The organism is Serratia sp. CoH_134_PS_4 (genome assembly GCF_058190535.1).
In genome coordinates, this window is record NZ_JBXWKI010000002.1 from 294834 (window position 1) to 318484 (window position 23651).

Sequence of the window (23651 nt, forward strand, 5' to 3'; positions counted from 1 at the left end):
CGCCCTTCTCTCAGCCGGTGGCCTACTGCGTCGGTGCCCCGGGAAAGGCAGCAAGGTAGGAACTCTCACATGAACCGCAAATTATCTCGTTACTCCTTAGCCACACTCATCGGGTTAGGGTTAGGCGCGTCCGCCTTTGCGCACGCCGCACAGCAAACTGATACCACCGCCGAAACCGACAACGTCGCCAAAAACAAAAAAGAAACCCACGAGGACACCATCGTCGTCACCGCCGCCAAGCAGAATTTGCAGGCGCCGGGGGTGTCCACCATCACGGCCGAAGAAATTAAGAAACGCCCACCCGCACGCGATATCAGCGAACTGATCCGTACCATGCCTGGCGTTAACCTGACCGGTAACTCTACCAGCGGTCAGCGCGGCAACAACCGCCAGCTTGATATCCGTGGTATGGGTCCGGAAAACACCCTGATCCTGATCGACGGCAAACCGGCAACCAGCCGCAACTCCGTGCGCCAGGGCTGGCGTGGCGAACGTGATACCCGCGGCGACACCGGTTGGGTACCTCCAGAGATGATTGAACGCATCGAAGTGTTGCGCGGCCCGGCTGCGGCACGCTACGGCAACGGCGCTGCCGGTGGCGTGGTTAACATCATCACCAAGAAGGACACCAAAGAGCTGCACGGCTCTTTGAATGCGTTCTTCAACGTACCGCAGCATAAGCAAGAAGGCGCTACCAAGCGTACCGACTTCAGCCTCTCCGGCCCGCTGACCGATGAACTCAGCTTCCGCTTGTTCGGTGGTTACAGCAAAACTCAGGCCGATGCGTGGGATATTAACGAATCGCATAAATCTTACCGTGCGCCGGCCTACGCTAACAGCACCCCCGCCGGACGCGAAGGCGTAGAAGACAAAAATATCGATGCCATGCTGCATTGGGACTTTGCGCACTTGCAGTCACTGGAGTTTGAGTATGCTTACGGCCGTCAGGGCAACCTGTATGCCGGTGATACTCAAAACACCAACTCCAATGCGTTGGTACAGAGCAACTACGGTAAAGAGACCAACCGCATTTACCGCGAAACCTTCGGCCTCAACCACCGCGGTGCCTGGGATAACGGTGTCAGCACCAACAACTATATTCAGTTCGAACGAACGCGTAATACGCGTCTGAGCGAAGGTCTAGCCGGCGGTACCGAAGGCATCTTCGATCCTAAAAATAACGGTTTCGGTACGACCAAACTGGACGACTTCCTGGCGCACAGTGAAGTCAGCGTGCCATTTGAACTGGGCGTGACGCAAACCGCCACGGTGGGAACCGAGTGGAACCAACAGAGAATGAAGGATGGATCTTCCACCAGCCAAACGCTGATGGGCGGAACCATTCTTGGTCAAGAAACAGGAACCCGCAGCCCTTACGCCTCCGCGCATATCTTCTCGCTGTTTGCCGAAGACAACATGGAGCTGACGGATACCACCATGCTGACACCGGGCCTGCGTTACGATCTGCACTCTGAGTCCGGCAACAACTGGAGCCCGTCCCTGAATCTGTCACAGGAACTGGGCGACTTCTTCACGCTGAAGATGGGCATCGCCCGCGCCTATAAAGCGCCTAACCTGTACCAGACCAACCAAAACTATTTGCTTTACAGCAAAGGCCAAGGTTGTTCCTCCAGCGATGTCAAAAATGGTTGTTACCTGCTCGGTAACGACGATCTGAAGGCGGAAACCAGCGTCAACAAAGAGATTGGCCTGGAGTTCCATAATGACGGCTGGCTGGCCGGTGTGACTTACTTCCGTAACGATTACCACAACAAAATCGAAGCGGGTAATAGCCGAATCGGCATCAGCAGCACCGGTACCGCCATTTACCAATGGGAAAACGTACCAAAAGCGGTTGTGCAAGGGTTGGAAGGTACGTTGAACGTCCCGGTCAGCGAGACCGTATCCTGGACCAACAACGCCACCTATATGATTGAAAACAAGAATAAGAGCACCGGTGATTACCTGTCGATTATTCCTAAGTTCACCATCAACTCGACGCTGAGCTGGCAGGCAACCCAGGAACTGTCGATGCAATCGACCCTGACCTGGTACGGCCGTCAGAAGCCGAAGAAATACAACTACCAGGGTAAACCGGTTAGCGGTACCGAAACCAAAGAAGTCAGCCCATACGCTGTGGTTGGCGCCAGTGCAACTTATGATGTGACCAAAAACGTCAGCCTGACTGCCGGTATCGACAACCTGTTCGATAAACGCCAATTCCGTGAAGGTAACTCGCAGAACGTCGGCGACCCAATAACCGGCACCATTAACATTGCCGGTGCAGGGGCTGCAACCTACAACGAACCTGGCCGCACTTACTATATGAGCGTAAACACCCATTTCTAAACGCTTGATTAATCAAGACTGCTAACACCCCGCGAAAAGGCTAAACCGGTAGGGGTCGAACATGTTCGACCCGATTTACCCCCATTGTTTATGCAACCGGGCGCAGCATGCAGCGCCCCTACCATTACGTTTGCCAAGGATCTCCGGGGCTGCCAATGCAGCCCCTGTTTTATTATTTCTCCAGTGAGACCTGTTTGAAGATGTGCTTACCAAACGGGTCGATCTCGTAGCCTTTCACTTCTTTGCGTACCGGTTCAAAAATGGTCGAATGGGCAATCATCATTGCCGGCATTTGTTCATGCATCATCACCTGTGCCTGCTCGTACATCGCCACCCGTTTGGTATGGTCGTTCTCCTCACGCGCCTGCAGAATCAGTTTATCAAACGGCGGATAGCACCACTTGGCCGAGTTTGACCCGCCGTTGGCCGAAACGCAGGTAAACAGCGGCCCGAAGAAGTTATCCGGATCGCCGTTGGCGGTGGTCCACCCCATCAGCGCCGTCTGATGCTCACCATTTTTTATCCGTTGCAGATATTCACCCCACTCAAAGGTGACAATCTTTGCCTTCACGCCGATCTTCGCCCAGTCAGACTGGATCATCTCCGCCATGCGTTTGGCGTTCGGGTTATACGGGCGCTGCACCGGCATCGCCCACAGATCGATAGCGAAACCCTGCCCTAACCCCGCCTCCTGCAGTAACTGTTTGGCTTTCTCCGGCGAATACGGGTAATCCTCAATGTTATCGTTGCTGCCCCATTGGGTTGGCGGCAGCAGGTTCTTCGCCGGCTGACCGGCACCGTGGAACACGGCTTCCAGGATCGCCGGTTTGTTCACTGCCAGCGCCAGCGCCTGCCGCACCTTGACGTTATCCAACGGTTTTTTTTGGGTATTGAACGCCAGAAAACCGATATTCAGACCGGATTTTTCCATGAGCTGGATGTTGGGATCCTGACGCATGCGCGCCAGATCCGCCGGGTTAGGGAACGGCATCACCTGGCACTCATTCTTTTGCAGCTTGGCATAGCGCACTGCCGCGTCTGGGGTGATAGAGAACACCAACCGGTCGATCTTCGGTTTGCCCTCCCAATAGTGATCAAACGCCTTGTAGAGGATTTTCGCATCCTTCTGGTACTGCACCAACTGGAAAGGACCGGTGCCGATCGGGTCGTTGTCCACCCGCTGCGGGGTACCGGCTTTCAACATGGCATCAGCATATTCGGCGGAAAGGATGGTGGCGAAGTACATGCCGAGATCGGCCACGAATGGCGCTTCGGCGCGCGAAAGCTCAAAGCGCACGGTGTTGTCATCCACTTTGACAATCTGGTTGATCAGCGTGCCAAACTCCATTGACTCAAAGTTGGTGTAAGCGCCGTTAGAGACCTTGTGATACGGATTATTGGCGTCTTTTTGCCGCATGAAAGAGAAGATAACGTCATCGGCGTTGAAATCACGGGTGGGGGTAAAATATTTATTGCTCTGGAATTTCACCCCTTTTCGCAGATGAAAAGTGTAATTTTTGCCGTCTTCACTCACCTGCCAGCTTTCCGCCAGGCTGGGCTGTAGCTCAACGGTGCCCGTTTTGAAGTCCACCAGCCGGTTGTAAATCGTTGCCGAACTGGCGTCTACCGTTGGGCCAGAGGTAAAGAGCTGCGGGTTAAATCCTTCCGGCGAGCTTTCGGAACAATAAACCAGCGTATTGGCGTGCGCACCGCTCATCACTGCCATCGCTAACAATCCCAGCATTGCTTTTGTTTTCATCCTGCCATCCCCGGTATAGAAAATAGACTCGATGGATACCAATAAATCATGCAGTTAGGGATGTAAAGGACAAATTATGAACACAAAAAACGGGGAGTGCTGGATGCTGCGCCCCCCGTGGTTAACACGCCTGCTGAAATTAAATCATCTGGTCAAAGTTCATCTGCGCCATCAGTTTATAGTTGTCAGCGTAATCGACCGGAATAGCCACAACGACGGGCCCCTGAATGTCCATTGCTTTACGCAGCATCGGGCGTAAATCCTCCACCGACTGCACGGCAAAACCGACCGCACCACAGGCTTCCGCATAGGCTTTAAAATCGATTGGGCCAAATTCCACGCCGGATTTACGCTGGTATTTATTTACCTCCTGCATTTCCACCATGTTGTAGGCGTTATCGACCCATATCACGTGCACGATATTACTTTTCAGCCGTACGGCCGTTTCCAGTTCCATGCTCGATTGCATAAAGCCACCGTCACCGGAAATCGACACCACTTTGTCTCCCGGGCGTACCAACGCCGCACCGATCGCCCACGGCAACGCCACCCCCATGGTCTGCTGGCCGTTAGAAATCAACAGCTGACGTGCACGGAAGCTGTATAGATAGCGCGCAATCCAAATGTGGAAACTGCCCATGTCGACGCACAGCGTCACGTCGTCACTGACAATGTCCTGCAGCTCTTTCACAATACGCAGTGGGTGGATCGGCATGCCACCGCGGCGCGCAGCGCGTTCCGCCAATTCGGTGCGCTGGCGGCCAAGATCACTGAGGATCAACTCCACCTCCGCAGGCACACTCACGACCGTATTAAAGGCTTCAGTCATCGTGTTGAGGGTGGCACTGATATTGCCCACCAGCTCAACGTCCGGGCGGTAACAGGTATCAATGTCTGCCGGTAACACGTCAATATGCACCAGTTTTAATCTGCCCTGGCTGTTCCACATGCAGGGATCGTATTCGATCGGGCCATAACCGACGCTGACCACCAAATCTGCCTTCTGCAATAGCTGATCGGCAGGTTGGTTGTTGAATAACCCGACGCGGCCGGCAAAACGCGCAAAGTGGTTAACGTCGATCACCCCCGCCGCCTGATAAGTCCCCACGACCGGCATATGAGTCCGGTGCAACAAATGGCGCACCGCCTCGCTATTTTCCGGGCGGCTGGCCTGTAGCCCCAACAATAGCACCGGGCATTTCGCTTGCTGGATCAGTTTTACTGCGGCGTGGATATCCTCGGTAGCCGCAGCGCCCATGCGCGGCAATCGGCACCCTGCCAGCACAGGCGCACTGACAGGTTCATTGACGATGTCCATTGGCAGGCTGACGAACGAAGCCCCCGGGCGACCAAATTCGGCGTGACGAAACGCATTGGCGATCACTTCAGAAATTGCCGAACCGGCGTGGACTTCGGCGCAATACTTGGTCACCGGCCGGAACATGCTGACAGTGTCCATACTCTGGTGGGTCTGTTTCAGGTTATCAGCACGTTTCACCGCGCCACCGAACGCCACCACCGCGTCCCCTTCCGAGGTTGCGGTTGCCAGCCCGGTAATCAGGTTGGAACTGCCCGGCCCTGAGGTCACCAGCGCGACCCCGGCCTTGCCGGTTAGGCGCCCGACCGCTGCCGCCATAAATGCCGCATTGGCTTCATGACGCACGACGACGGTTTCTATCGATGGCGCGTCTTCCAGCGAATCGAATACGCGGTCGATCTTGGCCCCTGGGATACCGAATACGTGTTTGACGCCCTGCGCCTCCAAATTTTTCACCACTAAATCTGCGCCGCATGACCAGTTATGGTCTGTATTTGCCTTGCTCATGGAATACCTCCTGAAAATAAACCCAAGACTGTCGCGGAATTAACCCTCGGCAGAACGAATCGCGCGATCCAAATCCTCTGGACAGAGGTCGGCACGCAGAAAATCCGCATCATGCGGCAACTGAAGATTGAGACGGGTGATCACGCCAAATTGCAGCCGGCCGTGGTCAAGCTGGTAATCCAGTACGTGACCACCACCGTTACGATCGTCGGTGATAAAATGTTCGTGATAGCCAGCAACCCCAACGCCCTGCATATAATCAGGCGAACGGAAGCCAACTAACGTGCCCTGCCGCTGATGGAAGGCAAATGTAGGCTGCTCCTCGATCGCTTCTAACATTGGGCGATAGGGGCGTTCCTGACGAGGCACCGTGCGGGTTTCCACATGGCTGAACTCACCGTCAACACGCACTGCACAGAACAGGTTTGGTGACGCAACTTGCTCGTCGATACACTGGTGCAGCTGTGCCTTGGTGATCGGACTGTCAAAGTGTTGGGTGACGCTCGGTTGGAAAAAGGTGACAACGGCAAACGGGGTTTTCTGCTGCAAGCTGGCCGGCCGCGCGCTACCGTCGGCGCGTAACTGGTGAATTTCCTTGTCGAAGGCGATCAGCTCACCGTCAAGGTGATTGAAAGTCCCCAGGCCGAAGTTACCGTGCCTGAGCAATTCGGCAATGGTGGTCTCCCCTTCGTAAACGCCGCTGATTAACGCGCTCATCAGCGAGATTTGATAAATCTCGCCCTCCCCAACGCTCAGCGACTGCCTGGCAAACCCCTGCGCCAAATGCTGCGCACAGGAACAGCCGTGGTTTTCGTTCATAACCTACTCCTCCACCAGCACGGGGTGAAATACCCCGCGCGTTCAAAAATGCTCACATGAGGGTGAGCAAAGATGTCGCCTGTAGCCCGCTCGGTTGGAACGATTCAGCTCATGGCGACAAAAAAACCGGCACGGCTGGCCGGCGACACTCAACATCAACAACGGTTTAGATTCACTAATCATTGTTGGTAAATAGAGTGTCAAATTGAACGGTTTATCTGGTGTTGAAGCAGTCATCAATGTCACAGGCACACGCTGGAGCCTGAGAAAACTCTGTTATCTAACGTTCTTAGAACCGCACGTTTTATGCATTTTCTCTCTGAGCGGTGGGATCACAGCCAATTCTGGCCTGCCGTAAGCCCTCAAAAAGAGTAGCTGCAATAGGGTAAACGGAGAACCTGGTATTCATAAGAAACGCTTTTGCATATAATGCAAAGATGAATGACGCACGGTATGTCGAACATCTCCCCATCTTTCTTGAGGTCGCCCTGCAAGGCAGCTTCTCCGCCGCTGCCCGCAAGTTGGGAATGGTGCCCTCTTCACTGGTTCGCCATGTTGATGCGCTGGAAAGCGCGCTAGGCGCCACGGTGTTTATCCGTTCAACACGCGGTCTGATGCTGACGGACGCCGGAGAAATGCTCCAGGCCAGAGCGGCCACGCTGCTGGCAGAGATCACCGATATTCGTGCCGAACTGGCATCGTTAAGTGATATGCCGCAGGGCACCTTACGTATCAGTTGTTTGCCGACCTTTGGAAAGACATACATTTTGCCGCTGTTACCGACTCTGGCTGAACGCTACCCGCAGTTATTTGTTGATCTGGATTTAACCGAGCGTCAAACCGACCCGACACAAGAGCTTTTGGATGCCGCCATTCGCATCGGCGAACAAAAAGACAGTGGGCTGTACGCCAGCCGGATAGCGACCCAACGCTGGGTGATGTGCGCCAGTCCCGACTACCTCGTTCGCTACGGCCAACCGGCCGACCTTAACGCGTTACCTGAGCATCGGCTGATTGCCCGCTACCACAAACAGCAGCCCGCCTGCTGGGCACAAATTCTCAGTGTTCCGCTCATGAGCCGATGCAGTATGGTACTGCGTTGCGACGACTTCACCGCTCAACATCAGGCGGCGCTGATGGGCATGGGGATCGCTTTCTTACCCAATTGGGTCGTCGGACCGGAGATTCAGGCCGGTCGATTGGTGCAGGTACTGGAAGATCCGCGTCAGGAGCAGCAAGGGATTTACCTGCTGCGGCCCGTAGCAAAAATGTCAGTCCGATTGAACCTGTTCATTACCTTACTGAAGCAAAGCATCGGTCAGCCACCCAGCTGGGAATGAAGGGGGGATATTCGGCCATACAGCGCCGGGTTATCGCTTTCGTCTTTCAGTTCTATTCCGGTCAATCGGCGCTGAAACGCCTGTTCCAGCAGCCATGCCAGTTTGAACGCCGCCTGCGGGTAATCCAGCCCCTCAGGGCGTATGTTGGAAATGCAATTACGTTCCGATTCACGCCGCTGGGTGTTCGGTCCCCAGGTGAGGTAGATCCCCAGACTGTCCGGTGATGATAACCCCGGTCGTTCGCCGATCAACATCACGACCGCCTTGGCCCGTAAACACTCACCAATATCATCCCCAAGCGCGACCCGGGACTGGTGCGCCAAAACCACGGGCGCCACCGAAAGTGATAACTGTTCGAGATAAGGCCGCAATGCCTGTAACACGGGTAGCGCCTGACGATGTACCGCTTTGGAGGACAAACCGTCGGCAACCACCAGCAAGACATCCGCAGCCTTGTCCATTAAGCCCAGCAACAGATTGCGGCTGTCCGACGCCAACCTGCACCCCAAATCTGGCCGGCTGAGATACGCGGTGCGATCGGCGGCCTGGCTGTGCACCGTCAACGTTTGCCAGCCTTGTTGTTGTATCGCCTCCGCCAGCGTATCGCTGTCGAAGGGTTGATGTACCGCATCGCGCGCCTGCGCATGCGCCAAGCCAAATTTAAGTAACTCCTGGGTCGGTAAGCTGGACCCCGTGCGCCCCAGTGCAATACGTGCATCGGTAAAGGCGCGCAGCGCGTCCCAACTGTTGACGTGGACAGGTTTGCTCATCCCCGTTCTCCTTGTAACCCCAGCAACAGCGGGTGATTAGCGGCGGTGTCGCGCAATCGTCCCTGTTCGTCGGTGATATGCATTTTCGTTAGCCAGTCGGCGAATTCCGGCGCGTGCTTCAACCCCAGCAGTTCACGGATGTACAACGCGTCGTGGAATGAGGTGCTTTGATAATTGAGCATAATGTCATCCGCGCCCGGTACACCTATCAAGAAGGTCAACCCGGCCGTAGCCAACAGCGTCAGCAACGTGTCCATGTCGTCCTGATCCGCCTCGGCGTGATTGGTGTAACACACATCACAACCCAGCGGCAGGCCAAGCAACTTGCCACAAAAGTGATCTTCCAGCCCGGCGCGGATAATCTGTTTACCGTCAAACAAATACTCCGGGCCGATAAAACCCACCACGGTATTGATCAACAACGGGGAGAAATGCCGTGCTACCGCGTAGGCGCGCGCCTCGCAGGTTTGCTGATCGACGCCATGGTGGGCATCGGAGGATAAACAGCTGCCTTGTCCGGTTTCGAAGTACATGACGTTATTGCCTAGGGTACCGCGATTGAGGCTCAGTGCCGCCTGCTGAGCCTCCGCCAGCAACGCCAGATTAATGCCAAAGCCGCTATTGGCCGCTTCAGTGCCAGCGATAGACTGGAACACCAAATCCACCGGAGCACCGCGCTCCATCAAACGTAGCGTATTGGTTACATGCGTCAGCACGCAAGATTGGGTAGGAATAGCGAAACGTTGAATGACGTCGTCCAACATGTAGTTCAACTTTTCCAATAACGGCAAGCTGTCGCTGGCGGGGTTAATGCCGACCACCGCATCACCACTGCCATACAGCAGGCCATCAAGCATACTGGCTGCAATACCCTGCAAACTGTCGGTTGGGTGATTCGGCTGTAACCGCACGCTGAGGTGGCCAGGAAGACCGATGGTGTTGCGGAAGCGCGTGACGACCCGGCACTTCTTCGCCACCAAAATCAGATCCTGATTGCGCATCAGTTTGCTCACTGCTGCCGCCATTTCCGGCGTGATGCCTGGAGCCACCCGCGCCAACATCGCGCTATCTGCCTGTTCACTCAGCAGCCAGTCACGGAAATCCCCCACGGTCAGATGAGAAATTGATGTAAAGGCCTGGGCATCGTGGCTGTCGATGATCAGCCGCGTGACCTCATCGTGCTCATACGGCACCAGCACCTGCTGGAGAAAAGCCTTCAGCGGCACATCCGCCAAGGCTATGCGCGCCGCCATACGCTCCTCTGCGCTGTCCGCCGCCACCTCCGCCAGACAGTCGCCGGAACGAGCCGGCGATGCCTTGGCCATCAACTGACGTAAATCACTAAAGCGGTAGCTGCGCCGGCTAAGCGTTGTCTGATACATTGCACCCCCTGTTCTGCCCTGATGACACAGCTAAAGTTGCAAACCCTGTACCAAGTGTAGTCAGTCCACAGTCGAAATTATTTTGTACCGGAAATCATCCGATTAGCCTCTCTCGATACCACTCCTCCCCCAGAACCGATGCACTAAAATCATGCACGGCATTCCGCCCGCAGGCGCTTCGGGTTAAAGTAGCCGCAACAAAGGAGAGGTAATGAACCGGCAACAGAAAATTATCCAGTGGTTACAGCAAGATAGTGGAAGAATGGCCGCATTGCGTACCGCGCGGCGACTCGGTCTGAATGACTGGTGCCTGGGCGCTGGCTTTGTGCGTAATCTGGTGTGGGACCAGTTACATGGGTACGCCACACCGACACCGCTCAACGACATCGATGTGATTCATTTTGATCCGCAGCGGCCAGAGGCAGAGCGTGACCAAATGCTGGAACTACGGCTGCAGGAGTGGATGCCACAGCCGTGGTCGGTCAAGAACCAGGCGCGTATGCACTTACGCAGCGGCCGAGCCCCTTATCTCAACAGCGAAGAGGCCATCAGCTTTTGGACCGAGAGAGAAACGGCGGTTGGCGCACGCCTGAATGCCGACGACAGCATTACATTGGTCGCGCCATTCGGCCTCGATGGGTTGTTTGATGACACCATCACCTTCAATACCAAAAACGGCAACCTCGACACCTATGAACAGCGTGTGGCAAGCAAGGGCTGGTTGCAACACTGGCCGCGTCTGCGACAAATTCGTGGGTAAAGTTTTACCGCGCACGGCCGATACCCTGAACAGCCACATCAAGACGCAGGGAGAGCAATATGTCGACCAATATCACCATGATTGTCCCAGTGAAAAACACCATACCCGGTGTCAGCAAGGTTTTTAGCGCCCCGGGTAACGAAGGTCAGTTGCTGATGGCCAAACCGGTCAACCAGCAACCGGAAGGCGGCAAAATGAAGGAAGCCAAGGAAGGTGGGATTAACGACCGGGTAAAAATCACCGACAGCAACGCCTCGGCACGCATCAAGGTGTTGAATAAACAGATTCAGGATCTGCAACAGAAGCTGGTGGATCTGAAAGACTCAGACGCCGATCCCAAAGAGATCGAAAAACAAAAACAGCAGATCCAGGCGTTGATTAAAATGCTGCAAGCCGAGATCGCACGAATTCAAAGAGAAGAGATGGAAAAGCAGCAAGCTGCGCAAATGGCCAAGGCTGCTGGCGGTGTTTCCCCCGCTAAAGGCGATGGTATTAACCGCCCAACCGCGCACAACGCGGTGGACGTGTATATCTGACTCAGTAATCTGCCTGTTGGCCGCGCTGCTGTTGCAATAACGCCGCCTGCTGCCCGACCACCTGCCAGATGACTTCCGCGGCGGGTGTCAGCGAGCGGTTTTTGCGCCGCACCAACATCAATGCGCGGTTGATTTCCGGCACCAATCGACGCACTTTTAGCTGGCCGCCTTCCGGCAACGGTAACGCCAGCGCCGGGAAAATGCTGATACCTATGCCCGCCGCCACCATCGGGAACAGCGTCGCTGGGTGGCCAATCTCTTGCACCACCGTGGCGTCCACCTCTTGCTGGCGCAGTGCGCTGTCAATCAGTGGCCGGCTACCGGAAGCATAATCCTGCAATACCAGGCGGCTACCGGTCAGCGCCGACCAATGGACTTCAGGTTGGCTGGCAAACGGGTGATCATTACGGCACAGTAACAGAAAGGGTTCGTACAGAATCGGCTCGCAATCAAGGTCAATCGCCTGCACCGGATCAACCACAATACCGAAATCCACTTCAGCGTTTCGAATGCTGTGAAGCACCTGCTGTTGTGCCTGGTCACGCAGCATAATGCGAATATCCGGATATTTCTTTTCACCCGCAGCGATACATTGCGGCATCAGATGTGCGGAAATAGTCTGGCTCGATGCGACGCGTACCGTACCGCTGCGCTGCACACCAAAGCTGCGTGCATCAAGCAATGACGATTGTAACTCATCGAGTAAGCGCTCTACGCGGTTTGCCAGACGCTGTCCGGCATCGGTCAGCAGCACTTCACGCGTCGTGCGATCGAGCAAGCGCACGCCTATCTCCGCCTCTAACTCTTTCACGCTATGGCTGACCGCCGACTGCGTCAAGCCAATCGCCTCACCCGCCCGGCTGAAACTGCGATGCCGCGCAATGGCCACAAACACTTTGAGCTGCTTAATCGAGTAATTCATGTTTTTTATTCATAAATGAATTAAATAAATCAATTTAATTATTATATCTCGCCGCGCGACAATGCGTGCATCGATTTCTTTCCCGAGTGCGCCACCATGAGATTTCTGCCCGATCGCTTTACTCTGACGCTGATCGCCACCGTGCTGTTGGCTTCATTTCTGCCGGCACGCGGCGAGTTTGTCGGTTGGCTGAACGCCCTGACCATCGCCGCCATCGCTCTGCTGTTCTTTATGCACGGTGCCAAACTGTCGCGCGAAGCCATTTTGGCCGGTAGCAATAACTGGCGGCTGCATCTGTGGGTGATGTTCAGCACCTTTATTATTTTCCCGGTGCTCGGTGTGCTGTTCAAATGGTGGTCACCGGTCAACGTCAGCCCTGAATTGTATTCCGGTTTTATTTACCTGTGCATCCTGCCTGCCACCGTGCAATCGGCCATTGCATTTACGTCGCTGGCAGGTGGCAACGTTGCTGCTGCGGTGTGCAGCGCTTCGGCTTCGAGCCTGCTGGGAATATTCGTTTCTCCCCTGCTGGTCGGGCTATTGATGAATGTCCACGGTGAAACCGGCAGCCTTCAACAGGTCGGCTCCATTGTGCTGCAACTGCTGGTGCCCTTTGTCGCTGGCCACCTGTCACGGCCGCTCATTGGCAAATGGATTGAACGTAACCGCAAGTTGATCGGCAAAACCGACCAGACGTCGATTCTGCTGGTCGTCTATGCCGCTTTTAGCGAGGCAGTTACACACGGTATCTGGCATCAGGTCGGCATTGGGTCGCTGGTGTTTATTGTAGTGGGCAGTCTGGTATTGTTGACGATTGTGTTAGTGGTCAACACCTACATGGCGCGCTGGCTGGGCTTTAGCAAAGCCGATGAGATCACCATTGTGTTTTGCGGTTCGAAGAAAAGCCTGGCAAACGGCATCCCGATGGCCAATATCCTGTTCCCGGCCGCGACCGTTGGGATTATGGTGCTACCGCTGATGGTGTTCCATCAGGTGCAGTTGATGACCTGCGCAGTACTGGCACGGCGCTATCAGAAGAAACAGCAGGAAAAACAGGCGGTGCCAAACGCAGAAACGGCACGGGGATAATGAAATGGGCGCGGCAAGACACCGCGCCCGGCAACTCAGCTTTTCTTCAGCGGCTTGACCAGGTTGTCGAGCCCTTCGATTTTAATCGCCAACGTCATTTCCATCAGCATGCCCAGTTTGCCGTTGGGGAACTCCCCTTTGCGGGCGAACCACAGCAGATATTCTTCAGGCAAGTCAATCAACACCCTTCCCTGATACTTGCCGAACGGCATCACGGTATTGGCAATTTCGATCAGGTTCTCTTTTTCCATCAGGCACCCAGCAGGCGGATCATTTCCGCTTCGTCGATGACCTCAATACCCAGTTCCTGTGCCTTCACCAGTTTGGAACCGGCGGCTTCACCGGCAATCACCAGATCGGTTTTCTTCGATACGCTGCCGCTGACTTTCGCGCCCAGCGCCGTCAGGCGATCTTTGGCTTCATCGCGTGAAAGCTGGCTAAGCGAACCCGTAAGCACCACTGTTTTACCGGCAAATGGGCTGTCGATCTCTTCAGCGACGATCACCACCGGGGCTGGCCAGTTAATGCCAATTTCGTCGCTGACCAGTTCCTGGATCACCTGCTGGTTAAGCGCTTCGTCAAGGAAATGGCGCGTGTGCTTCGCCACCACGTCACCGACATCCGGCACCTCTTTCAACGCCTCAATATCGGCGGCAAACAGCTTCTCAAGCGTACCGAAGTGCGCAGCCAGATTCGCGGCCGTCGCCTCGCCAACTTCACGAATACCCAGCGCATACAGGAAACGAGCAAAGGTAGTCTGCTTGGACTTCTCCAGCGCATTGACCAGATTCTGCGCCGACTTTGGCCCCATGCGATCCAGGCCGGTCAGAATTCCTGCGGACAGACGGAACAGATCGGCCGGGTTCTTGACGTACTCTTTTTCCACCAGCTGTTCGATGATTTTGTCGCCCATGCCTTCGACGTCCAGCGCACGACGGGAGACGAAATGCTTCAGCGACTCTTTGCGCTGTGCGGCGCAGATCAGCCCACCGGTGCAGCGCGCTACCGCTTCGCCTTCCACTCGTTCGACGTCAGAACCGCAGACAGGACAATGCTGTGGGAACAAAATTTCACGCGCGTCCGCTGGGCGGCGATCGGCCATCACCCCCACCACCTGTGGGATCACGTCGCCCGCGCGACGGACAATCACGGTGTCGCCGATACGCAGGCCCAGCCGTTCAATTTCATCAGCATTGTGCAAGGTGGCATTGCTGACAATCACGCCCGCAACCAGTACCGGCTCCAGACGCGCTACCGGCGTAATTGCCCCGGTGCGTCCCACCTGGAACTCCACCTCACGCACCACGGTGATTTGCTCTTGCGCCGGGAATTTAAATGCCGTCGCCCAGCGCGGCGCACGCGCCACAAAGCCGAGCGTTTCTTGCAGATCGATATCGTCGATCTTCACCACCACGCCGTCGATATCAAAGCCGAGTTGCGTGCGGTCTTGCTCCACCTGGCGATAAAACGCCAGTACCTCATCGCTGCCAGTGCAACGTTGAGCGCGATCGCTGACGGGTAAACCCCAGTCTTTGAACTGCATCAGGCGCTGCCAGTGGCTACGCGGTAACTCGCCCCCTTCCAACAGGCCAACACCATAGCAAAAGAAGGTCAGCGGGCGCTTGGCGGTAATCCGTGGATCAAGCTGACGGATCGATCCGGCGGCTGCGTTACGCGGGTTAGCGAAGATCTTGCCGTCTTTACGACGCGCTTCTTCGTTCATCTGCTCAAAACCCGCTTGCGGCATAAAGACTTCGCCACGCACTTCCAGCCGACGCGGGATATTCTCGCCGGTCAACCGCAGCGGAATAGCGCGGATGGTGCGCACGTTGGAGGTAATGTTTTCACCGGTGGTGCCGTCGCCGCGCGTGGCCGCACGAACCAATTCCCCCTCTTCGTACAACAAGCTGACCGCCAGACCATCCAGTTTCAGCTCGCAGCAGAAGGTCAGTGGGTCACTGCTCTTCAGGCGATCTTGCACTCGCTTGTAAAACGCCAGGAAGCTTTCTTCGTCAAAGACGTTATCCAATGACAGCATCGGCACTTCGTGACGGACCTGATCGAATGCCGCCAGCGGAGCTGCACCCACGCGCTGAGTGGGCGAATCCGCGGTAATCAACTCCGGGTGCGCGCTTTCCAGCTCACGCAATTCGCGCATCAGGCGATCATATTCCGCATCCGGCACTTCCGGCGCGTCCAGCACATGATATTGATATTCGTGATGGCGCAGGGAGGTTCGTAGTTGATTGATTTGTTGGATTATCGATTCCATGGCTCACCATCAAAGATATCCCCGTCATATTTCAAGCTGCATCTTTGTGGGCTGCCTTTACTGACCCGTGACTTAGTTAGCTAAGTTCCCTGGGCTTCGCTCCGTTGCCGCCTTGATGCAGTTCGACGTATTTAGGGTAACAAAACCCCCGACTAGCGGGGGCTTTAGGATTACGGGTATTGAGTGCGCGTAGCAGCCGATCAGTCGGTGTTATCCAACACTTCACGAATGCGCGCTTTGTAGGTTTCCAGCTTCTGCGGGGTCATCATGCGGCGCTCATCGTCCAGCACCACACCACCCACATCGTCGGCGATTCGCTGAGCCGACTGCAGCATCAGCTTGAAGTTCTGATTAGCGTCGCCATAAGACGGCACCATCATGAACATCGACACGCCTGGCGTGGAGAAATCAGACATCATCTCAGGATCAAAGGACCCCGGTTTAACCATATTCGCCAGGCTGAACAGCACAGGGCCGCTGCCCGCAGGGCTGATATGGCGATGGAAAATGCCCATTTCGCCAAACTGGAAGCCCGCTTGCAGCACGCTCTGCAGCAAGACTTCGCCGCCGATCACGCCACCCTGATGTGCAGTAACGTGCAACACCAGTACGGTTTCTTTCAGTTTTGCCGGTTTGATGGCGGCAGGAGCAGGCTGAGGCTCGTGCACCACCGCTGGCTTCTCTTCCGGCTGCGGCTGCTGAGCAGGCTCGGTGTGGAACACCGGTTCTGCTGCATGCGCCACTGGCGGCAGATCGTCAACGCGCGGTTCACGGCGTGTCGCAGGCTGCTGCGGCTCATCGTCTTCGTCCTGCGCGTAGTTGTCCAACAGGATGTCATCATAATCCGGCCGCTGAGACAGCGGTGGCGGAGACTGATGAGCAGCCGGTTGAACGGCACGCGGTGCTGGCTCAGCCGCTGGAGCAGGCTTGGGCGCAACCACGGGTTCTTCGCGAGCGGCATCAAAATGACCAAAGGACGGCTCATCCTGCGGGTGAGCGGAGCGTACACGCACCTCTCCCACGCCTTCATCGAGATCGTCGATCGGGGATTGTTCACGTTCTTTTTTAGAACGTTTGGCTGGGCGATCGCGGAAAAGCGATGAGCGTTCCTTACGGCTGGTCCAAAGACCGTGCAATAACAACGCTATTATGGCGATCGCGCCAACAACGATTAATATCAGACGCAAATCCTGCATCATTGCTATCTCTGTTGTTCCAATACATTGCCACCGCGGCAAACATTCACTCTTTAACTCTATTTGCCCGAGCACACAAGTGCAAGTCCGTGCTGAACTTTATGCCAATAAAGATGATTACACTGCCTTTTTTTGCTGTTTTTTCAGCCAATGTCACCCTAGCCAGTAGAAAATCATCCCGATATGATAGCGATGCCTGTTCAGACAAAGAGATAACTTAAGATATGTCCTATTCGCAGTCACCTTCTCACTCCACCAACGGCCTTCATTATTTTGCCGAAGGCTGGCGCCTGATTTCGCGCCCGGGGATTAAACGCTATGTCGTATTACCGTTGCTGGTCAATGTACTGCTGATGGGGTCCGCTTTCTGGTGGTTGTTCAGCCAACTGGGCGACTGGATCCCGAGCATGATGAGCCATGTTCCCAGTTGGCTGCAGTGGCTGAGCTATTTGCTGTGGCCACTTGCGGTCATTTCCGTGCTGTTGGTGTTCAGCTATCTGTTCAGCACCATCACCAACCTGATCGCTGCCCCCTTCTGTGGCCTGCTAGCCGAACAGTTGGAAGGCAGCCTGACCGGCAAGCCGTTACCGGACACCGGTATCTTCGGCATTGTGAAAGATCTGCCGCGCATTATGGCGCGTGAATGGCGCAAGCTGGCTTACTATCTGCCACGCGCCTTATTGTTGCTGATTCTTTATTTCATTCCTGGCATTGGCCAAACCGTGGCGCCTGTGCTGTGGTTCCTGTTCAGCGCCTGGATGCTGGCAATTCAGTATTGCGACTACCCTTTCGATAACCACAAGGTGAGCTTTGCCGATATGCGCAGCGCACTGCGTCAGCATAAAACCGATAACCTGCAGTTTGGCGCGATGGTGAGCCTGTTCACCATGATCCCCATCCTCAATCTGGTTATCCTGCCGGTCGCGGTTTGCGGCGCCACCGCCATGTGGGTCGACCGTTATCGTACGCAATTCGTACGTTCCTAAGCCATTTTCGGCCCCGCATTACGATTAATTCTTCGACAGGGCGCGCAATATGCGCCCTTATCCTTGTGCTTAAAACTTATTTCCTAATAACATATAGATATACCAATTCTTTACTTCCCTGCCGGTACTGTTAGCGTATGCTTTCGATGTTCCCCACATTTTCATAGAGTTAAAGGACGGGCTATGAGCAAGATATATGAAGATAACTCATTAACAATCGGCCATACGCCGCTGGTTCGTCTGAACCGTATCGGCAACGGACGCATTCTGGCCAAGGTTGAATCTCGCAACCCTAGCTTCAGCGTTAAATGCCGCATCGGTGCCAATATGATTTGGGACGCGGAAAAACGCGGCATCCTGGTCGCCGGCAAAGAACTTGTGGAGCCGACCAGCGGCAACACCGGTATCGCTCTGGCGTTCGTCGCCGCGGCGCGTGGCTACAAGCTGACGCTGACCATGCCGGAAACCATGAGCATCGAACGCCGTAAGCTGCTGAAGGCGCTGGGCGCCAACCTGGTGTTGACCGAAGGCGCAAAAGGCATGAAGGGCGCGATCGCCAAGGCGGAAGAAATTGTCGCCACCGATCCGAACCGCTACATCATCCTGCAGCAGTTCAGCAATCCGGCTAACCCAGCAATTCATGAACAAACTACCGGCCCAGAAATCTGGGACGATACCGATGGCGAAGTGGATGTTTTCATTTCCGGCGTGGGTACCGGCGGTACGCTGACGGGTGTCAGCCGCTATATCAAGAATACCAAAGGCAAGGCAATCACCACTGTCGCGGTGGAGCCTACCGACTCACCGGTCATCACCCAAGCGCTCGCCGGTGAAGAGATCAAACCAGGTCCCCATAAGATTCAGGGCATCGGTGCAGGTTTTATCCCGGGCAACCTGGATCTCAAGTTGGTTGACCGCGTCGAACAAGTCACCAACGACGAAGCCATCAGCATGGCGCGCCGTTTGATGGACGAAGAAGGCATTCTGGCGGGCATTTCCTCCGGTGCCGCAGTGGTGGCAGCCGTGAAATTGGCCGAAGAACCTGAATTCGCCGACAAAACCATCGTGGTGATCTTGCCGTCCTCCGGCGAGCGCTATTTAAGCACCGCTCTGTTCGCTGATTTGTTCACTGAGCAAGAATTGCAACAGTAGTGCCACTGTGCACAAATCGCTAAAAAAGCACCTTTCGGGGTGCTTTTTTGTGGACTGGATCAAAGTTTATAGCAGTCAAAGATTGATTTTACATGCCAGCTTTAGTATTTAACGGTGCATTATTTCGGTGCGCAAAATTAATCACTCATCATTCCTTGTTTAAGCTGAATCGATTTACTCGTTTGTCGGTGATGCGTTAAACACGGCATAATGGGGAGCTGATTGAAACGACGACAGAAGCTGAATTTTTTGATCTGAAGTGCCTAACTCGTCGTTTTCTGTTGCATCAATGCTCGCCCCTGTACCATAGTCAGGCGCTAACCAGACAAGCTAAAGTCACACCCTTGGGCTAAACTTTAGCTCCACAACACACCAATAAGTTGGGGAAACATCAATGTTCCAGCAAGAAGTTACTATTACCGCTCCTAATGGTCTGCACACTCGCCCTGCCGCTCAGTTCGTAAAAGAAGCTAAAGGCTTCACGTCTGACATCACCGTGACCTCTAACGGTAAAAGCGCCAGCGCCAAAAGCCTGTTCAAACTGCAAACTCTGGGGCTGACTCAAGGGACCGTAGTGACCATCTCCGCTGAAGGTGAAGACGAGCAGAAAGCCGTTGAGCACTTGGTAAAACTGATGGCAGAGCTTGAGTAATCGGCCCGTCTTCTTAGTTAACACCAGTCAAGAGTAAGGTAGGGTTATGATTTCAGGCATTTTAGTATCACCGGGTATCGCTTTTGGTAAGGCTCTCCTACTGAAAGAAGATGAGATTGTCATCAACCGGAAGAAAATCTCTGCAGATGATGTAGAGCAGGAAGTCTCACGTTTTCTTGCTGGCCGCGCCAAAGCGTCCGAGCAGTTGGAAGCGATCAAGACCAAAGCTGGCGAAACCTTCGGCGAAGAAAAAGAAGCGATCTTCGAAGGCCACATCATGCTGTTGGAAGACGAAGAGCTTGAGCAGGAAATCATAGCCCTAATCAAAGATGAGTTGGCTTCTGCGGACGCAGCTGCCTACACCATCATCGAAGGCCAGGCGAAAGCACTGGAAGAACTCGACGATGAATACCTGAAAGAACGTGCGGCCGACGTACGTGACATCGGTAAACGCCTGCTGCAGAACATTCTGGGCCTGGCTATCGTCGATTTAAGCGCTATTCAGGACGAAGTTATCCTGGTCGCTACCGATTTGACTCCGTCTGAGACCGCACAGTTGAACCTGGACAAAGTGCTGGGTTTCATCACCGATCTCGGCGGCCGTACGTCTCACACTTCCATCATGGCGCGTTCTCTGGAATTGCCGGCAATCGTAGGCACCAGCGACGTGACCAAGCAGGTGAAGAACGACGATTACCTGATTCTGGACGCGGTTAACAATAAAATTTACGTTAACCCAACCGCTGACGTTATCGATCAGCTGAAAGCAGAACAGAACCAGTACGTCACCGAGAAAAACGATCTGGCCAAGCTGAAAGATCTGCCGGCCATTACGCTGGACGGTCATCAGGTTGAAGTCTGCGCCAACATCGGCACCGTGCGCGACGTCGCAGGTGCAGAGCGCAACGGCGCTGAAGGCGTCGGCCTGTATCGTACCGAATTCCTGTTTATGGATCGCGACTCACTGCCAACCGAAGACGAGCAATTCCAGGCTTATAAAGCCGTTGCGGAAGCCATGGGTTCACAGGCTGTGATTGTCCGTACCATGGACATCGGCGGCGACAAAGACCTGCCGTACATGAACCTGCCGAAAGAAGAGAACCCGTTCCTCGGCTGGCGTGCCATCCGCATCGCCATGGACCGCAGAGAAATCCTGCACGCTCAGCTGCGCGCTATTCTGCGTGCCTCCGCGTTCGGCAAACTGCGCATCATGTTCCCGATGATCATTTCCGTGGAAGAAGTCCGCGATCTGAAAGGTGAAATCGAGACGCTGAAAGCCCAACTGCGTGAAGAAGGCAAGGCGTTTGACGAAACAATTGAAGTCGGCGTGATGGTCGAAACACCGGCTGCGGCGGTGATTGCTCACCACCTGGCGAAAGAAGTCGACTTCTTTAGTATTGGGACAAACGATCTAACCCAGTATACTCTGGCAGTAGATCGCGGCAACGAGCTGATTTCTCATCTCTATAACCCGATGTCCCCATCAGTACTTAGCCTGATCAAACAGGTTATTGATGCATCTCATGCAGAAGGCAAGTGGACCGGTATGTGCGGTGAACTGGCTGGCGATGAGCGTGCTACACTGTTGTTATTGGGCATGGGGCTGGATGAGTTCAGCATGAGTGCGATTTCAATCCCGCGCATCAAGAAAATTATTCGTAATACTAATTTCGAAGATGTGAAGGCGTTGGCAGCGCAAGCCTTGGCACAGCCAACGGCGCAAGACCTGATGAATTGCGTGAATAAATTCATCGAAGAAAAGACGCTCTGCTAAACTTCCACGACACTGGAACGCCGCCCAATTTAATGCTTAGGAGAAGATCATGGGTTTGTTCGATAAATTGAAATCTCTGGTTTCTGATGACAAGAAAGACACGGGCACTATCGAGATCGTAGCTCCACTTTCTGGCGAAATCGTTAATATCGAAGATGTACCTGACGTTGTATTTGCTGAAAAAATCGTTGGTGACGGTATTGCTATCAAACCAACAGGCAACAAAATGGTTGCCCCTGTTGACGGCACTATCGGCAAAATTTTCGAAACCAACCATGCTTTCTCTATCGAATCCGACAGCGGCATCGAGCTGTTTGTCCACTTCGGTATCGACACTGTTGAACTGAAAGGCGAAGGCTTCAAACGCATCGCTGAAGAAGGTCAACGCGTCAAGAAAGGCGACGTCGTTATCGAGTTCAACCTGGCACTGCTGGAAGAGAAAGCCAAGTCTATCCTGACGCCGGTTGTTATCTCCAACATGGACGAGATCAAAGAGCTGATCAAACTGTCCGGTAACGTAACCGTTGGTGAGACCCCGATCATCCGCATCAAGAAGTAATTGCGGATGGACATAAAAACGGCGCCCAGTGCGCCGTTTTTTTTATCCCCTTCCTCTTTCAAACTGCAGCGTTGTTGGCTGCAATTCGAAATCCTTTGGGAATACCCTGGTAATAGTCGCCATCGGCGCAAACAGTTTGGACAGCGCAAAGCCCAGTTCAAAATGGCAAGTAAGAGAGTTTATTACTGCCAGCGCGGGATACGCAAAGTGATGACCAAACCACCGGACTCACCATTACGCGCTTCAACCTGGCCACCGTGTGCCAGCACCACCTTGCGGGTGATCGCCAGCCCCAGCCCGTAGCCCTTGCCTGACATCGCCGATTTAACCCTGACGAACGGATCAAAAATGCTGGAAAGTTTCGATTCTTCCACACCCGGGCCCTGATCGCTGACCTCTATCTGGAACAGTTGATCAATACGCGTCAGCACCACCGTCACTTGCTGACCGTGGCTGGAGAAACGCAGCGCATTGCGCACAATATTATCCACCGCACGCCGCATCAGCTCGGCATTCCCTTTAACGGTATATTCCACGTCCGAACTGGCCTGCAGCACAATATCCACCCCGGGGATCTGCGCTTCGTAGCGTGCGTCACTGACCACCGCATCCACCAGCCCATACAAGTCGAAATACTCTTCATCCGGCAGATTGTTGCTTTCGGCGCGTGACAGTGCCAACAGCTCGCCAATCATTTTATCCAACCGCCCCGCTTCATGCTCAATACGCTGCAGCGAGTTTTCTACATTGCCTTCATTCTGCCGCGCCAGACCAATGGCCAACTGCAGGCGAGCCAGCGGTGAACGCAACTCGTGGGAGACGTCATGCAACAGCTGTTCCCGGGCGCTAACCAGCAGTTCTAACCGTTCAGCCATGCTGTCAAAATCACGCGCAACCTCAGAAAGCTCATCATGCCTGCGGCGCATCGCAGGGAATAAACGCACCGATAAATCCCCCTGCGCCACGCGATCAAAACCGTCGCGCAATTTGCGCATTGGGCGGGTCAGGTTCCAGGCCAGCACGGCACTGAATAACAACCCGGCCAACCCACCGACCCACAGCATCGGGGCGGGGATGTTGAAGAAATGCGAACGTTTGTTCGGGCGGTACTCCTCCCGCAGCCCACGCATGTCGTAGCTCAGCAGATACCCTTTACCGTCCCCGTCGTCTGCGACCCATTCCGTAACGGCTTTCGGCATCCGGCGGCCTTCAAATGCCGGCTCCTCTGGTGCGGGGGCGGGCGGCTGCGCCAATGCAGTCACGGACAGCAAGCGCCGGTCATCTTCCGGCCAGTCCTTCAGCATTGCCTCGAGTGCCGGCATACCGCCGCTACGCAGTTGCGTGGCGGCAGAGGTTAAATGCAGCGCAATCACTCGCCGCGCCATTGCATTTTCCGGCGGCTCGTAGCGATCGCCATACAGTGAAAAAGCCACCCACAATGCCTGGGTCATGATGATAAAGGTCAGCCAGAAGCCGAGCAGGATTTTCCAGAATAGTCTTCCGCGCATG

Annotated in this window: 20 protein-coding genes; 10 read left to right on the top strand and 10 right to left on the bottom strand. The window is 54.8% G+C overall.

The genetic code is table 11. The features are described 5' to 3' along the window. Positions 1–69: 69 nt before the first annotated feature. Entirely contained in the window at positions 70–2349 is a 2280-nt protein-coding gene (locus tag AC2FCQ_RS06685) for a TonB-dependent siderophore receptor (RefSeq protein ID WP_490309058.1), read from the top strand. A 172-nt stretch (positions 2350–2521) separates the two neighbouring features. Here AC2FCQ_RS06685 and AC2FCQ_RS06690 read toward each other — a convergent pair whose 3' ends face one another. The 3 genes from AC2FCQ_RS06690 to budA all read right to left on the bottom strand — a co-directional run bounded on the left by AC2FCQ_RS06690 (position 2522) and on the right by budA (position 6752). Beyond that, positions 2522–4108: an ABC transporter substrate-binding protein gene (locus AC2FCQ_RS06690; protein ID WP_209638695.1), complete on the bottom strand. Its 1587-nt coding sequence runs from the start codon at positions 4106–4108 to the stop codon at positions 2522–2524. A gap of 139 nt (positions 4109–4247) precedes the next feature. Next, positions 4248–5933 carry an acetolactate synthase AlsS gene (gene alsS / locus AC2FCQ_RS06695; protein ID WP_265555507.1) on the bottom strand — a complete coding sequence of 562 codons (1686 nt, stop codon included), beginning with the start codon at positions 5931–5933 and terminating at the stop codon, positions 4248–4250. Positions 5934–5972: 39 nt separating this feature from the next. Continuing rightward, positions 5973–6752: an acetolactate decarboxylase gene (gene budA, locus AC2FCQ_RS06700; RefSeq protein WP_265555506.1), complete on the bottom strand. Its 780-nt coding sequence runs from the start codon at positions 6750–6752 to the stop codon at positions 5973–5975. Between the two features lie 437 nt (positions 6753–7189). Between budA and AC2FCQ_RS06705 the strand changes: the two genes are divergently transcribed. After that, the gene (locus AC2FCQ_RS06705; RefSeq protein WP_490309057.1) at positions 7190–8092 is read left to right on the top strand and encodes a LysR family transcriptional regulator; all 903 of its coding nucleotides are present in this window, start codon (positions 7190–7192) and stop codon (positions 8090–8092) included. On the opposite strand, the gene eutC is transcribed toward AC2FCQ_RS06705, so the two are convergent. Further along, entirely contained in the window at positions 8071–8862 is a 792-nt protein-coding gene (gene eutC, locus AC2FCQ_RS06710; RefSeq protein WP_490309056.1) for an ethanolamine ammonia-lyase subunit EutC, read from the bottom strand. The genes AC2FCQ_RS06705 and eutC overlap by 22 nt on opposite strands. Next, complete coding sequence (locus AC2FCQ_RS06715) at positions 8859–10244, bottom strand: ethanolamine ammonia-lyase subunit EutB (RefSeq protein ID WP_490309055.1); 1386 nt, start codon at positions 10242–10244, stop codon at positions 8859–8861. Before AC2FCQ_RS06715 ends, eutC begins: the two co-directional genes overlap by 4 nt. A gap of 211 nt (positions 10245–10455) precedes the next feature. Between AC2FCQ_RS06715 and AC2FCQ_RS06720 the strand changes: the two genes are divergently transcribed. Both AC2FCQ_RS06720 and AC2FCQ_RS06725 read left to right on the top strand, forming a co-directional pair. Further along, positions 10456–11004 (top strand): nucleotidyltransferase family protein, encoded by a 549-nt coding sequence (locus tag AC2FCQ_RS06720; RefSeq protein ID WP_490309054.1) that lies wholly within the window; start codon positions 10456–10458, stop codon positions 11002–11004. Positions 11005–11063: 59 nt separating this feature from the next. Then, the gene (locus AC2FCQ_RS06725) at positions 11064–11540 is read left to right on the top strand and encodes a FlxA-like family protein (protein ID WP_490309053.1); all 477 of its coding nucleotides are present in this window, start codon (positions 11064–11066) and stop codon (positions 11538–11540) included. Between the two features lies 1 nt (position 11541). Here AC2FCQ_RS06725 and AC2FCQ_RS06730 read toward each other — a convergent pair whose 3' ends face one another. Continuing rightward, the gene (locus AC2FCQ_RS06730; protein ID WP_490309052.1) at positions 11542–12462 is read right to left on the bottom strand and encodes a LysR family transcriptional regulator; all 921 of its coding nucleotides are present in this window, start codon (positions 12460–12462) and stop codon (positions 11542–11544) included. Positions 12463–12558: 96 nt separating this feature from the next. Here AC2FCQ_RS06730 and AC2FCQ_RS06735 point away from each other — a divergent pair, with 96 nt between their 5' ends. Beyond that, a complete protein-coding gene (locus AC2FCQ_RS06735; protein WP_209638676.1) occupies positions 12559–13551 on the top strand; it encodes a bile acid:sodium symporter family protein in 993 nt (330 codons plus the stop codon). A 35-nt stretch (positions 13552–13586) separates the two neighbouring features. Here AC2FCQ_RS06735 and AC2FCQ_RS06740 read toward each other — a convergent pair whose 3' ends face one another. The 3 genes from AC2FCQ_RS06740 to zipA all read right to left on the bottom strand — a co-directional run bounded on the left by AC2FCQ_RS06740 (position 13587) and on the right by zipA (position 17022). Further along, positions 13587–13802 carry a DUF3820 family protein gene (locus tag AC2FCQ_RS06740; RefSeq protein WP_209638675.1) on the bottom strand — a complete coding sequence of 72 codons (216 nt, stop codon included), beginning with the start codon at positions 13800–13802 and terminating at the stop codon, positions 13587–13589. After that, positions 13802–15823: an NAD-dependent DNA ligase LigA gene (gene ligA / locus AC2FCQ_RS06745; RefSeq protein ID WP_490309051.1), complete on the bottom strand. Its 2022-nt coding sequence runs from the start codon at positions 15821–15823 to the stop codon at positions 13802–13804. The genes AC2FCQ_RS06740 and ligA overlap by 1 nt, the downstream gene beginning before the upstream one ends. 200 nt (positions 15824–16023) lie before the next feature. Continuing rightward, entirely contained in the window at positions 16024–17022 is a 999-nt protein-coding gene (gene zipA / locus AC2FCQ_RS06750) for a cell division protein ZipA (protein WP_209638671.1), read from the bottom strand. A gap of 221 nt (positions 17023–17243) precedes the next feature. Here zipA and cysZ point away from each other — a divergent pair, with 221 nt between their 5' ends. From cysZ to crr, 5 genes are all read left to right on the top strand, one after another. Next, positions 17244–18005 (top strand): sulfate transporter CysZ, encoded by a 762-nt coding sequence (gene cysZ / locus AC2FCQ_RS06755; protein ID WP_209638669.1) that lies wholly within the window; start codon positions 17244–17246, stop codon positions 18003–18005. A gap of 183 nt (positions 18006–18188) precedes the next feature. Beyond that, positions 18189–19157, top strand: coding sequence for a cysteine synthase A (gene cysK, locus AC2FCQ_RS06760; protein ID WP_037424010.1), 969 nt, complete (start codon positions 18189–18191; stop codon positions 19155–19157). Between the two features lie 394 nt (positions 19158–19551). Next, a complete protein-coding gene (ptsH, locus tag AC2FCQ_RS06765) occupies positions 19552–19809 on the top strand; it encodes a phosphocarrier protein Hpr (RefSeq protein WP_004936458.1) in 258 nt (85 codons plus the stop codon). Between the two features lie 46 nt (positions 19810–19855). Then, positions 19856–21583 (top strand): phosphoenolpyruvate-protein phosphotransferase PtsI, encoded by a 1728-nt coding sequence (ptsI, locus tag AC2FCQ_RS06770; RefSeq protein ID WP_209638667.1) that lies wholly within the window; start codon positions 19856–19858, stop codon positions 21581–21583. A 49-nt stretch (positions 21584–21632) separates the two neighbouring features. Beyond that, positions 21633–22142, top strand: coding sequence for a PTS glucose transporter subunit IIA (gene crr / locus AC2FCQ_RS06775; protein WP_037424016.1), 510 nt, complete (start codon positions 21633–21635; stop codon positions 22140–22142). Between the two features lie 182 nt (positions 22143–22324). Here the strand turns inward: crr and AC2FCQ_RS06780 are convergent, their stop codons facing one another. After that, entirely contained in the window at positions 22325–23650 is a 1326-nt protein-coding gene (locus AC2FCQ_RS06780; RefSeq protein ID WP_490309050.1) for an ATP-binding protein, read from the bottom strand. Between the last annotated feature and the right edge of the window lies 1 nt (position 23651).